The sequence below is a fragment of the Chryseobacterium sp. JM1 genome (assembly GCF_000737715.1).
In the GTDB taxonomy this organism is placed as follows: domain Bacteria; phylum Bacteroidota; class Bacteroidia; order Flavobacteriales; family Weeksellaceae; genus Chryseobacterium.
Window position 1 is genome coordinate 32,153 of the sequence record NZ_JPRN01000008.1, and the last position, 12,527, is coordinate 44,679.

At 37.5% G+C, this 12,527-nt stretch carries 13 protein-coding genes; 8 read left to right on the forward strand and 5 right to left on the reverse strand.

All coding sequences use genetic code 11. The features are described from left to right. Positions 1-171 precede the first annotated feature (171 nt). A complete protein-coding gene (gene rsgA / locus IW22_RS14205; protein ID WP_034727514.1) occupies positions 172-1,098 on the forward strand; it encodes a ribosome small subunit-dependent GTPase A in 927 nt (308 codons plus the stop codon). Between the two features lie 549 nt (positions 1,099-1,647). Beyond that, positions 1,648-2,064 carry a nucleoside-diphosphate kinase gene (locus IW22_RS14210; RefSeq protein ID WP_034727888.1) on the forward strand — a complete coding sequence of 139 codons (417 nt, stop codon included), beginning with the start codon at positions 1,648-1,650 and terminating at the stop codon, positions 2,062-2,064. Between the two features lie 77 nt (positions 2,065-2,141). On the opposite strand, the gene IW22_RS14215 is transcribed toward IW22_RS14210, so the two are convergent. Then, positions 2,142-3,986 (reverse strand): alpha-L-fucosidase, encoded by a 1,845-nt coding sequence (locus IW22_RS14215; protein WP_034727516.1) that lies wholly within the window; start codon positions 3,984-3,986, stop codon positions 2,142-2,144. Positions 3,987-4,177: 191 nt separating this feature from the next. Here IW22_RS14215 and IW22_RS14220 point away from each other — a divergent pair, with 191 nt between their 5' ends. The 4 genes from IW22_RS14220 (at position 4,178) to IW22_RS23685 (ending at position 7,461) form a co-directional block, all read left to right on the forward strand. Then, positions 4,178-4,387, forward strand: a complete 210-nt coding sequence (locus tag IW22_RS14220; protein WP_034727518.1) for a hypothetical protein — start codon at positions 4,178-4,180, stop codon at positions 4,385-4,387. Between the two features lie 3 nt (positions 4,388-4,390). Beyond that, positions 4,391-5,482 carry a DUF692 family multinuclear iron-containing protein gene (locus IW22_RS14225; RefSeq protein ID WP_034727520.1) on the forward strand — a complete coding sequence of 364 codons (1,092 nt, stop codon included), beginning with the start codon at positions 4,391-4,393 and terminating at the stop codon, positions 5,480-5,482. A gap of 40 nt (positions 5,483-5,522) precedes the next feature. Beyond that, the gene (locus IW22_RS14230) at positions 5,523-6,014 is read left to right on the forward strand and encodes a DUF1772 domain-containing protein (RefSeq protein WP_165571891.1); all 492 of its coding nucleotides are present in this window, start codon (positions 5,523-5,525) and stop codon (positions 6,012-6,014) included. Positions 6,015-6,831: 817 nt separating this feature from the next. Further along, positions 6,832-7,461, forward strand: coding sequence for a DUF4082 domain-containing protein (locus tag IW22_RS23685; protein WP_131401734.1), 630 nt, complete (start codon positions 6,832-6,834; stop codon positions 7,459-7,461). Between the two features lie 71 nt (positions 7,462-7,532). Here IW22_RS23685 and rpe read toward each other — a convergent pair whose 3' ends face one another. Together rpe and IW22_RS14250 are read right to left on the reverse strand one after the other, a co-directional pair. Further along, the gene (gene rpe, locus IW22_RS14245; RefSeq protein WP_034727525.1) at positions 7,533-8,183 is read right to left on the reverse strand and encodes a ribulose-phosphate 3-epimerase; all 651 of its coding nucleotides are present in this window, start codon (positions 8,181-8,183) and stop codon (positions 7,533-7,535) included. Positions 8,184-8,272: 89 nt separating this feature from the next. Next, positions 8,273-9,346 carry a M42 family peptidase gene (locus tag IW22_RS14250; RefSeq protein ID WP_034727527.1) on the reverse strand — a complete coding sequence of 358 codons (1,074 nt, stop codon included), beginning with the start codon at positions 9,344-9,346 and terminating at the stop codon, positions 8,273-8,275. Positions 9,347-9,397: 51 nt separating this feature from the next. Here IW22_RS14250 and IW22_RS14255 point away from each other — a divergent pair, with 51 nt between their 5' ends. After that, the gene (locus IW22_RS14255) at positions 9,398-10,102 is read left to right on the forward strand and encodes a DUF4294 domain-containing protein (RefSeq protein ID WP_034727528.1); all 705 of its coding nucleotides are present in this window, start codon (positions 9,398-9,400) and stop codon (positions 10,100-10,102) included. Between the two features lie 30 nt (positions 10,103-10,132). Here IW22_RS14255 and IW22_RS14260 read toward each other — a convergent pair whose 3' ends face one another. Both IW22_RS14260 and mnmD read right to left on the reverse strand, forming a co-directional pair. Continuing rightward, the gene (locus IW22_RS14260) at positions 10,133-10,549 is read right to left on the reverse strand and encodes an NUDIX domain-containing protein (RefSeq protein WP_034727529.1); all 417 of its coding nucleotides are present in this window, start codon (positions 10,547-10,549) and stop codon (positions 10,133-10,135) included. A 100-nt stretch (positions 10,550-10,649) separates the two neighbouring features. Continuing rightward, positions 10,650-11,348 carry a tRNA (5-methylaminomethyl-2-thiouridine)(34)-methyltransferase MnmD gene (gene mnmD / locus IW22_RS14265; protein WP_034727531.1) on the reverse strand — a complete coding sequence of 233 codons (699 nt, stop codon included), beginning with the start codon at positions 11,346-11,348 and terminating at the stop codon, positions 10,650-10,652. 85 nt (positions 11,349-11,433) lie between these two features. Between mnmD and IW22_RS14270 the strand changes: the two genes are divergently transcribed. After that, the gene (locus tag IW22_RS14270) at positions 11,434-12,507 is read left to right on the forward strand and encodes a branched-chain amino acid aminotransferase (protein WP_034727533.1); all 1,074 of its coding nucleotides are present in this window, start codon (positions 11,434-11,436) and stop codon (positions 12,505-12,507) included. The last annotated feature ends 20 nt before the right edge of the window (positions 12,508-12,527 follow it).

Consider the following 12,527-nt stretch of genomic DNA (forward strand, 5'->3'; position numbering starts at 1 on the left):
GATAAGAATTAAGGAATTTTGGATTAGAGATCAGGGAAACCGTCTCGAGTCTTTTAAACCTATACATATTAGGGCTTAGGGCATCTGGATTAAAGGAAAATTATACTATTTGTTTTCAACTATATCCTGAACCCTAAGCCCTAATTGCTTATCTTTGCAGTCAATTATCATATGAAAGGAAAAATCATTAAATCTACAGGCAGCTGGTACCAGGTCATGGAATTCGGAACAGACAAAATTTTCGAAGCCAGAATCCGTGGTAAATTCAAACTCATCAAGACAAGACTTACTAATCCGCTTGCCGTAGGAGATTTTGTGGAATTTCAGCTGGAACAGGATGACGTTGCGTGGATTACCAAAATAGAGCAGCGTACCAATTACCTGATCCGGAAATCTGTAAACCTTTCAAAAGAAGCCCATATCATTGCTTCCAATATAGATCTTGCATGTTTTATCTTTACTTTAAAACATCCCGAAACTTCATTGGGATTCCTTGACAGATTCCTGGCATGCTGCGAAGCTTACAATATTAAACCTTTAATTCTGTTCAATAAAATCGACGTTCTGAACGAAGAAGAAATAGAACTTGTGAAGGATATTGAATTCCTTTATCAGGAAATTGGCTATGATACTTTAGAAATCTCCTCTTATTCCAGACTGAATTTTGACCAGCTTCAGGATCTTCTTAAAGACAGGACCTCTGTGTTCTTCGGACATTCAGGATGTGGAAAGTCAACTTTGGTTAATGCCTTGCAACCGGGATTGAACTTAAAAACCTCTGAAATTTCAGATTCCCACCTGAAAGGAAAGCATACCACCACTTTTGCTCAGATGCATTTCTGGGACTTTGGCGGTAACGTGATCGATACTCCGGGTGTACGTGAATTTGCTATGATCGACATCGAGAAAGAAGAGGTACAGCATTATTTCCCTGAGATCTTCAAGAAAAGAGAAGAATGCAAGTTTCACAACTGTCTTCATATTAATGAGCCCAAATGTGCCGTTCTTGATTCCCTGGAAACCGGTGAAATCCAGTATTCCCGTTATGCCAACTACATCAAACTGATGGAAGAGGCGGAAGAAGCTGCTCAGAAATAGAAAAATTCCCATTTAACAGCCATGTTTTTGTATAAGGCTTAGGTTATTAAATTAATCTGAGACAATTTTTTTTGCACTTTGTCTGAAAAAAGCTCATTTTTTTAAAGCAGAATTTCTTTTGAAAAAAAACACTTCCATTTTTTGAATAACTCCACTTTTTGTCTCAATTAGTTTGGCAGATATGGCCATTTTTTGACATTGATTCGATGTCAAAAAAACGTGACAAAAAAAATATTGAAAAATTAATTTTATTTCATTGATTGAAATAGAAGCAATAATGTATTAATATGGTTTTAATGGGTTTTAAAAATTATCAAATTCGCAACATAATGTTTGTATTTTTGCAAATAAAAAACCCAGCCGAAGCTGGGTAAAAACTAATAACCATGAAAACTCAAATTAAACATGAGAATCGTAATAGAATTAACAATTACTGTGCCAAAGTTTTTTATTCATTTCTTAATAAAAGTTATTTTTATGTTAAAAAAAATTAAAATAAAAATCAAAGATATTTTTTGTAATTTTGCGGCATTAAAAAAATATACATTTATGTCTAACATTACATTCACTATGATTAAGCCTGATGCAGTAGCAGACGGACATATCGGTGCTATATTAGGTAAGATCGCAGAAGGAGGTTTTAAGATCAAAGCTCTAAAATTAACTCAGCTTACTGTAGCTGACGCTAAAAAATTCTATGAAGTACACGCTGAAAGACCATTTTACGGTGAGTTGGTAGAATTCATGAGTTCAGGTCCTATCGTAGCTGCTGTTTTGGAAAAAGCTAATGCAGTAGAAGACTTCAGAACATTGATCGGTGCTACAAACCCTGCAGAAGCAGCGGAAGGTACGATCAGAAAAATGTTTGCAAGAAGCATCGGTGAAAATGCTGTTCACGGTTCAGATTCTGACGAGAACGCTCTTATCGAGGCTCAATTCCATTTTTCAGGAAGAGAGATTTTCTAAGAAAAACGACCTCAAAAAATATAAAACCAGAGAATTTTCTCTGGTTTTTTTGTGACAAAATGTCTGTAATGTCTTGATTATAAATTATTTTCTATAGCATTTACTTTTTCTCGGTGTAATTCTACCGGTTTATCGAGAAGTATGGCAATCACGGTCATATTTTTATCCAGTCTACCTTTTGGAACATCGATGTACATCATTCCAGGCGTGTCACTCCAATACAGTTTATTGAAAACCTTATGACTGATGATCGATCCTTCGCCCACGATTCTGATTCTTGCGACATTATTTTTTATTCCTTTCAAAGCCACGGGACCTGTAGGTTTCCCTTCAACAAAGAGATAAATGGTCTGTCTGTCTTTTGAAAGGGCGCTCATTCCTGAGTAATGTCCTTCGGGCAAACCTTGTCCTGTTTCATATAATGCTTCCGCATGTTTGCTGATCCATTCTAAAGTTTCCGGATTAGTTTTGGATGTTTTTTGAATTTTCATGTCCTGTCCGTCGCTGGTAAGTCCCGAGCCGTTCAGAAGATTATTTCCGCCATGCAGATGGTTGGCAAGATCATAAGCTGCCATTTTGGTGCTTTTCTGCTCAAGAATGTCAGTAAGGGAATATGTATCTGCTGGAAATTTATTTATGAAAAGCGGTTTTTCTTTAAAAACAAGTTCTACAGTGGTAACATCCTGGTCAAATTTCACCTTGGAAAGATCAACAGTCATTGTTTTGTCATGAGTAAAACTGAAATTCACTTTAGAAGAATCATCTCCTACAATTCTTACGGCTTCAGGTTTACTGGACAAACCATATACTTTTACAAAATCTTTGGCTTCTTCAAGGTATAAGAAAACTGATTTTCCAGTTCCTGAAAACGAAGATTTTCCCTTAAAGTTTTCAAATGGCAATCCTTTGGTGGTTCCGTAAATAGCTTCTTTGTTTTTTGCAGCCCATCTTCCTAAGTGTTTTAGAATATCAACCTGCTTTTCCGGAATGGTGCCGTCAGATTTCGGACCAATGTCCAGAAGTAAATTTCCTCCCATACTGATAACATCTGCCAGAGTTCTGATGATCATATTAGGCGTCTTATAATTTTCATCATCAGGCTGGTATCCCCAGGAATCATTCATCGTATAACAGAGTTCCCAGTACTTATTTGATGGACTTACAATGGGAATTCCCTGTTCGGGCGTATCATAATCACCGTGTTTATTGAGTCTTGGATTAATGATAATATTGGGATTGTTTTTTCTCAGGATATCTAAGGTTTTGGAAGCCTGCCATTCCTCTGGAGTGTGTTCCCAATCGCCATCGAACCATAACAGGTCGGGATGGTATTGTGAAGATAATTCAGTGAGTTGGGTTTGGTAATAATTGACGAACTGCTGCCAGCGTTTCGGATCATTTTTGATTTCATACCGTTTTTTCGTACGGGTATTGATATCATAGTAAGGATGGCTCCAATCAGGAAGGGAATAATAAAGTCCTGTCTTCAGTCCTGATTTCTGAAGGCTTGTGACGAAAGGAGTCAGAACGTCTTTTTTTGCTAAAGAATGGGTAGGGATGGTGGTAGATTGTTCAGCTTTTGAATTCCAGAGCGAAACGCCGTCATGATGTTTGGTAGTGATGACGGCATATTGAGCACCTGATTTTTTAATCAGATCTGTCCATTCATCTGGCTTATACTGTGAAGCTGAAAAACCGCCCAGCTGTTTCATATAATTCTCGTGATTGATATAATTATTGAAGAAAGACCATGATTCAGAAATTCCGTCTACAGAATAAATACCCCAGTGGATAAAAACACCTAGCTTGGCATTTTTAAACCATTCCATCTTGGCATTGTCGTCCGGTTTTATCTGAGCATTCATAGGATGCGATACGGCTATGAGTCCTAAGAAAAAGGCTGTGCTCCACCTGTTTTTCATTTTCTTTTTAATTTAAAGCTTAAATATAAACAAAGAAGATTTGATTTCCTGATATTGGGGTTGAATCTTGGCTTTGATTGTGAAAATATTAAGTCTAAACTTTAAATTTAAAAATGATATACGTTAAATTATTGTATTTTTAGCATAATCATAAATGGAACGTTTATTGTAAGTTTCATTAAAAATAGAATATGAAAATTCCAGCATTAGTAATGGCCAGCTTATTGGCTGTAAGTGTATCCGGACAAACGACAAAACCTGTAAAAAAGGGAACTAAGTCCGTGAAAAAAGTTAAAAAAATGGATTCTCCGAAGACGGTAAAAGCAGAGCCTACAAAGGTGGTGAAAAGGGATACTATTCTGAAACACGGAGGCGGCTGTCCGGCCTGCGGAATGGGGTAGTCTATGAAAAAGCCGTTACTGGGTCTGGCTATGATGCCGGAAGCAGACTTTGTTTCCGCGATACTTCCTCTTCTGCAGACTCAGTCTGTGGATGTTTTGGAGTGGTCTTTTGATACCTTATATGATGTGGAAGAACCGGAATGGCTTTCCGGTCTTTTGGATTTTTATTCTGATAACAGCAGACTTTTGGGGCACGGTGTTTATTATTCTCTTTTTGATGCGAGATGGATGGAAAGACAGGAGATCTGGCTTAAAAAATTAAAAGAAGAAGTAAAACGAAGAAAGTATAATCATATTACAGAGCATTTCGGTTTTATGAACACCGAAAACTTTCATCAGGGTGTTCCGCTACCGGTTCCGTTGCTCCCAAAAACTCTTCAGATAGGAAAAGACAGATTAAGCAGGCTTCAGGATGCTGTGGAAATTCCCGTGGGAGTAGAAAATCTGGCTTTTTCATTTTCCATGGATGATGTAAAGGAACAAGGCGAATTTCTGGATAGGCTGGTAGAAGATATTGATGGCTTTCTTATTCTGGATCTTCATAATATTTACTGCCAGTCCTGTAATTTTAAAGTGGATATGATGGAAATTATCAACCTTTATCCCTTAGAAAAAGTAAACGAAATTCACCTTTCCGGAGGAAGCTGGCAGGAAAGTGCTTACGGAAAGAAACCCGTTAGAAGAGACACTCACGATGACCGTATTCCTGAAGAAATATTAAATCTACTGCCTGAAGTATTGATCCAGTGCCATCCTGAATATGTTATTATTGAAAGGCTTGGCCATACTTTAAATACAGAGGTTGCGAAACAGATCTTTTTTGATGATTTTAACCGGGTTAAAAAAATCCTTGAACTTTCGGATTATCCGGTTGGTGAAGAGAAAATTTGGAACAGACAAAATACTGTTCATTCAAAACCTGTTGAAGATCTCTTACTTTATGCTGAGCAGACGGAACTGACCAGACTGCTGTTTGACGGAAATACTACCGAATCGATTAAAAACAGGGATTTTCATTACTTTAAACCTGAATCATGGGATGAAGAGATGATTACCACCGCACAGCAAATTATCAAAAAATGGAATCCTTACTAGGATTTCTTTTGCTATCTATCACAAATCAAAATATATGAAAATGACAACGGTATTTTTACTAATTACTGCCGTGCTTACGGCTTTGATCGCCGGGCTTTTTTATGCCTACTCATGCTCTGTAGTCCTTGGCTTGGGCAAACTTTCGGATACGGAATATCTGAAATCTATGCAGAATATTAACCGCGAGATCCTTAATCCTGTATTTTTCATGAGTTTTATGGGGACTGCTGTGCTGCTTCCTGTGGCTACTTTTCTGTTCAGAGGAGAGCAGCCAAGCTTTCTTTTTCTTCTGTTGGCATCCGCAGCTTATCTGATAGGCGTGTTCGGAGTAACGATCGTCGGAAATGTTCCCTTAAATGACATGCTGGATAAGTTTGACATCAGCGGATCTACAATGGATGTGGTGAAGCAGATGCGTGACCGTTTTGAAAACAGGTGGAATCTTTTAAATAATGTAAGGACTGTGTTTTCAGTCATAAGTATCGCTTTAGTGGTCTGCGCGTGCATCTGGAACAGGCAGTTGACTCAATAAATCTCAGGATTACGTAGAAATACTTAATTTCAAATTCAGTATTTCTACGGATGCATGATATAGGTTTTTATTAGGACTTTTACATGAGTAATAGCACTGGGAATCTTAAGCATTAAAGTCTTACGACAAAAAAACTAATAACCACATAAGCTCAAATTCCGCAAGAAGAAAGGCAGCCCGCAAGAGCTGTCTTTTTATTTTTTTAATTGCGATTGCAAAAAAAGGGTCATATGCAAAACGGATCAGTATCAAAACCTGTGGAGCAAATAACGTTTTTTTAACGCAAAGAAAATTATGATCATGCTTATAAAGGAAAGCAAAGTTGGAATCAATGAAATTGATGAATAGAGATCGCATGATTTTACAATTTCACGCAGATCAATCAGATGACGCAGATCTTTAGTTTTGCTCTTCTGCTTTATCCGCATCATTTGCGGGAGAAAAAAATCAAACCATTAAGATTTTGTTAAGCTTTTAAGAATATTAAGTTTTAGCTTCACTTTAAGAAGTACAGCTTAAAAAATCATTTTATTTTTTCTTAACTAATCTTACATCCTTCATAGATCTTAATGTTTAAAAAAGCGTGAAATTAGAATCTGTTCCATCAGCTAAATCTGCGAGAGTAAATCATTATAAGCAGTCTTTTGTGGTTTTAAATGAGATATTCTGAAAATCAAAAGGCCTATATATTTACTCCCTAAGTTTTTAGACTGAAGCAAAAAACGGTGCAATAACTCCTGTCAATAAGTGTTTTTCCTGATGGTTTACTTTCGGGTTATTTTAATCTTTGCCCTATCAATTATTAAAATTAAAACCCATGAAACATTTAGAAGTATTTTTCAATTTGAGATCGTTGTCTCTTAAAAATTTATGTACAGCAATAGCCGTGAGCTCAATATTGATGACAGCAAGCTGCAGTAAGGATGAAGATGAGCCTGTTCCACAACCCATCGTATATGCTGAAGAGAATCCATTAAATAAATACCATGAAGCTACAGGATTTACCACAGTCACCAATTTTGTTAATGCTGGGAATTATGAATTCGGGCTCGTGTTTTCTCCTAATGTAAAAGGAAAGATCAATGCCATTACCGTGAAACTGCCGGATGTGAATCCAGCCTTGAAAATTACCATCTGGGATTATACTTCCAAAACAGTCTTAAGAACGGAGGTCGTCAATGTAGCGACATCGAATACTTTACTGACGAAAGCGATTGAAGCGCTGGCTTTGGAAAAAGACAAAAAGTATATGATTACAATGAATTCCAATGACTGGTACAAGAAGAATAAACCCGATAACAGCAATGCGGTCTATCCGGTGACTGCAGGGAATATAAAATTTCTGGAATACCGATGGCTGTCAACTTCATCCCAGGTTTTCCCGACTAATATCTCGCAGGATTACAATGGAGGAGATCTGAGCTTTAATTTTCAACAGACAGACTAATAACCCTATATTTTTTTAGAAGAAAAGGCAGCTGATTCAGCTGCCTTTTCGTATGGATATGTCTAAAATGTTTAGATTTTAAGCAATTCGATGGTTCTTTCCGGGCTTTCTGCAGAGAAAACTGCATTTCCGGCAACCAGTACGTCTGCACCTGCTTCGAATAGTTTTGAAGCGTTTTCAAGATTAACTCCGCCATCAATTTCGATTAAAGCTGTAGAATTATTGCTCAGGATAAGATCTTTAGTTTCCGCAATCTTTTTGTACGTGTTCTCAATGAATTTCTGCCCTCCGAATCCCGGATTGACACTCATTAAAAGAACAAGATCCACATCAGCGATGATATCTTCGAGCATCAGAACCGGCGTAGAAGGGTTTAAAACAACTCCTGCTTTTGCACCTCTGCTCTGGATATGATGAATCGTTCTGTGAAGATGCGTACATGCTTCATAATGTACAGAGATAAGGTCTGCACCGTGATTGATGAATTCATCTACATACTGATCCGGTTCTACGATCATCAAATGAACGTCCACGAATTTTTTAGCATGCTGCTGAACCGTTTTCATGACCGGAAAACCAAATGAAATGTTGGGTACAAATCTTCCGTCCATCACATCGATGTGGAACCAGTCTGCCTGGGAATTGTTCAGCATTTCAATGTCTCTTTGCAGATTCCCGAAGTCTGCGGATAAAAGGGAAGGAGCAATAAGCTTCGTTTTCATTTTTACTTAGATTTTAGATGTCAGATGCAAGATATCAGATGTCAGACTCTTAAAGTCTGTTATCTGATGTCTGAAATCTGGTGTCTTTATTAGTGATACTTCAGTTTCATCTCCGGCTTAATCTTCAGAAGCGTTTCGTAGATCAGTTTGATCACGTTGCCTACATCTTCTTTGGATACCATTTCTACCGTTGTATGCATATAGCGCAAAGGTAGGGAAATTAATGCACTTGGTACCCCGCCGTTAGAGTGAGCAAAGGCATCGGTGTCAGTTCCTGTAGCTCTGCTGGCAGCTGCTCTCTGGAATGGAATCTTCTTAGATTTTGCCGTATCAATAATCAATTCTCTGATCGTATGGTGAACACTTGGTGCAAAGAAAACCACAGGTCCGTCGCCACACTTCTGATCACCTTCTTTCTTCTTCTCAATCATTGGAGTAGTCGTGTCGTGGGTCACATCTGTAACGATGGCGATATTAGGTTTGATGGTATCAGCGATCATGTCTGCTCCATATAAACCCACTTCTTCCTGTACGGAATTGGTGATGTACAGCCCGAAAGGAATCGTTTTTTTATTCTCTTTTAAAAGTCTGGCTACTTCTGCGATCATAAAACCTCCGATTCTGTTGTCCAATGCTCTGCAGACGAAATACCTGTCATTCATTTCAAAGAATTCGTCCGGGTAAGTGATCATGCATCCTACATAAATTCCCATTTCCTCTACTTCCTTCTTGGAAACAGCACCACAGTCGATGAAGATATTTTCAATTTTCGGAACCGGTTCATTTTGATTGGTTCTGGTATGAATGGCAGGCCATCCGAAGACTCCTTTTACAATTCCGTTTTCACCATGGATATGAACGACTTTTGAAGGTGCAATGGTCTGATCTGAGCCTCCATTTCGGATGACATAGATTAATCCGTCATCTGTAATGTAATTTACGTACCATGAGATCTCATCAGCATGAGCTTCAATCACTACTTTAAATTCGGCCTCCGGATTGATTATCCCATAGCAAGTTCCGTAATGATCCACTTCAATTTTATCTACATAAGGTCTGATGTAGTCCATCCAGATTTTTTGTCCTTTATGTTCGTAACCTGTTGGAGAAGAGGTGTTTAAATAATTTTCTAAAAATTTTAAAGATTTCTTTTCAAATTTCATAAAAGGGAATGATTTTTGCGTGTAATTTTTGTTATTATAAGTGTAAAAATAATGAATTTTAGTAAGATTGTCTGTCTTTTTATCTTCTTTTTGGGAGTCAGTGTTTTTGGTCAGAAGGATTCTATTGTTGCAAAGCCTCTCAATCAATATCCTGCGGAATCATTGAAAGTGGATGAGTTCGGTAATAAATATTATTATGACGAACGCCAAAAGATGAAGGTTTATGAAATTAACGGCGAGCCCGTAGTGGTGCTGGATGAGCTGGTTCTGGTCAATAAACCCAGGTTTAATAACCAACTGGATAAAAATTACTACTATTTCCTTAATAAAAAGCTGAACAGGGTGTATCCGCTGTTTGTCACTGCACTTCAGCAGTACAGAGATATTCAGGCTGATATGACCGATATGGACAGCAAAGCCAAAAGGAAATTTGTAAAGGAAAGACAGAACATGCTTGCCGATCAGTATGAAAAGCAGCTTAGAGATCTTACGACTACAGAAGGCCAGGTTTTTGCCAAGCTGATGAACAGGGCAACCGGAAAAAACGTCTATGAGATCATTAAAGAAATGAGAGGCGGATGGAGTGCTTTCTGGTGGAATGTAAAAGGGAAGATGGCAGACATTGATCTGAAAGACCAGTACAACCCACATAAGAATAGAACAGACGAGTTTATAGAGTCTTTACTTCAATCTAACTGGAACTCCGGATATTTACAACCTTATCCAGGCGCTGGAGATTTTAAAACCAGAAAATAAAAGAATACATATAAAATTCCTGTAAGTTGCTTACAGGAATTTTTCTTTTAATTTATCAAATACAATTTTGTCGATTGGAAGTGGGAAAGGATTGTCCGGTGTATCGATATCGATCCATTCTGTTCTTTCAATACACGGATCAAGGATAAGGAAATCTTCTTCAGTGGTAATGTTGACTATATAATATATGGTAAGCAGCTGTTCGTTTTCTCTGAAACGGGATACCAGGAAGTCTTCCTGCGTATAAAAATGTTCTACAACTTCTATCTTTACATTCAACTCTTCATCGAATTCACGGTGAAGACATTCTATAAGGCCTTCTCCGAATTCCAGACCTCCTCCCGGAAATTTCATTAAAGGTTCCCCGGCATATTCTTCAAACAGGGTCAGTACTTTTTTATCTTTTACTGCACACGCATACACTCTAATGTTGATCTTATCAATCATATATAATATTTTGTATAGCTAAAATAAGGAAATAAGTGGAAAGGGCCAATACAGCAATCTGCAAATTTGTCTATGGGTTCCATAGGTTTGCTTTCGCTTCCTAGCTTTCAATGTTTTCCTGATCTTCCATTTTTATAGCGTTAATCATCTCGCGTTTTCCCGGTGGTCCCTGTTTCTTCTCTACTTTAAAATTCAGTTCCTGAAGAATTCTTCTGACACTTCCTTTAGAAGAGTAAGTTGTTAACAAACCGTTAACGGACATTTTGTCGGAAACCATTTCAAACAGTGGTTTTTCCCAAAGGTCAGGCTGTACCCTCGCTCCAAAACAGTCGAAGTATACAAGGTTAATTTTTGGTAAGTCTATGGTTTTCAAGTCAAAGAAGTCGCATTCTATCTTTTTTAGATTAAAACCGCTAATGATTTCGGTGGATTTTCCCCATTCAGCCTGATGAATTTTTTGATAAATATTTTTGAATTCCGGGTTATCAAAATGCTCAAAGTAGGCCAAATCATTAATTTCAGATTCATTTATGGGGTATTTTTCGAGGGAAAAATAGTTGATAACATGATTTTTGTCAGTTTTTAAATATTCATTAATTGTCACCAAAACATTCAAACCTGTTCCAAAACCGAGTTCTAAAATATTAATTTCATAATCATTTAATTGATTTAATCCGTTTTTGATAAACACATGTTCTGCTTCCTGAAGCGCTCCATGATGAGAATGGTAGTTTTCATTTAAGTCACTGATAAACAATGTTTTACTACCGTCGTTTGTGGTTTTAATCTCTCTTTTCAAGCTATTTTTTTGTCAAATTTACTCCAAAATTTTTATATTTAGAAAATTATGTTAAATTTGTAGAACATCGTAAAAATTTTTAAAAATGATAATTCAAAAAACTGAAAACTCCAGACTTTCGGACTTTGATCCGAACAATTTTTCATTTGGAAGTACTTTTATTGACCATATGGTGATATGTGAGTATGAAAATGGAAAATGGGGTGATGTAAAATTGGTTCCTTACGGTCCTATACCATTTACTCCGGCCATGATGGGGGTGAACTACGGACAAGCTTGTTTTGAAGGTATGAAAGCTTATAAAGACAAAGACGGGCAGGTTTTCCTTTTCAGGCCAGAAAAGAATTTTGAACGCATCAATAAATCAGCAAGCCGTCTGGCCATGCCTGAAGTAACTGAGGAAATGTTTTTAGACGGATTAAAGGCATTGGTAGATATCGACAGAAACTGGATTCCTCAGGGAGAAGGAATGTCTTTATATATCAGACCTTTGATTTTTGCTACGGAAGAAGCATTAAAAGCAAGAGTTGCCAATAAATATATGTTTGCCATCGTGGCAACACCGGCGAAAAGCTACTATTCAGAACCTGTTTCTGTAAAAATTTCAGATCATTATTCAAGAGCAGCCAGCGGAGGAGTAGGTTCAGCTAAAGCAGCAGGTAACTATGCGGCTTCATTCTATCCTACACAACTTGCTATCGAGGAAGGATATGAGCAGATCATCTGGACGGATGATGCTACCCACGAATATTTCGAAGAGAGTGGAACAATGAACGTATTTGTAAGAATAAACGATACGATCTATACACCTCCTACTTCTGAGAAAATCCTTGACGGAGTAACGAGAGACAGCTTCATCCAATTGGCTAAGAAAAGAGGAATTGAAGTGAAAATAGAGCCTGTAGCAGTGAAAACTGTGGTAGAAGCTCAGAAAAACGGAACATTGAAAGAAGTTTGGGGAGTAGGAACAGCAGTAGTAACGACTATATTCCAGGCTTTAGGACATGAAGGTGTGAAGCTTGAACTTCCAAGATTATCTGATGAGGAAAGCTATGCAGCTCTACTTAAAAAAGATCTTACAGACCTTCAGAACAACCTTAGCGAAGATCCTTTCGGATGGAGAGTTGTGGTTGAAAAAGATGTTTTGGAGACTGTTTAATATAAGCATTATTTAATTCA